The sequence below is a fragment of the Halomonas sp. SIMBA_159 genome (assembly GCF_046536035.1).
GTDB lineage: Bacteria > Pseudomonadota > Gammaproteobacteria > Pseudomonadales > Halomonadaceae > Vreelandella > Vreelandella venusta_A.
In genome coordinates this window covers 1-369 of record NZ_JAWJBT010000171.1, presented here as the reverse complement: position 1 = coordinate 369, position 369 = coordinate 1, and the positions used below count along the sequence as shown (strand labels likewise).

Genomic DNA, 369 nt, shown 5'->3' with positions numbered 1-369 from the left:
AGCGAAGCCATCAACTCTTTACCGGCACGACCGGTAAACGGGACCCCCGTCTCCACTGCATTCTCTCCCGGTGCTTCCCCCACCAGCATCAACGCGGGAGGTTCCGGGCCGCTTCCCAAGACAAAGCCTTCTACCGGAAAACCTTCGATGCGCTTCTTGCCCAGTTCCGCTAGTTCCTGTGGAATTCTATACATTCCCCTCTCCCTTTCTCCTTAATTACTGAAAATTTTATTTTCCGTTATTTCGCGCTATTTGCAATCGCTTTCACGTAAGAAAACCTAACATAAATAAAAATAATGCTTGCATTGTCAGAAAATATTGATTAATATGTTAACAAACCTAACACGAACACCATGTTAGAAAACCTAA

Annotated in this window: 1 protein-coding gene; it reads right to left on the bottom strand. The window is 45.0% G+C overall.

All coding sequences use genetic code 11. The features are described from left to right. Positions 1-194: uracil-DNA glycosylase family protein (locus R0J87_RS18860; RefSeq protein WP_498888129.1), on the bottom strand; the 194-nt coding region annotated here is incomplete at its 3' end. Between the last annotated feature and the right edge of the window lie 175 nt (positions 195-369).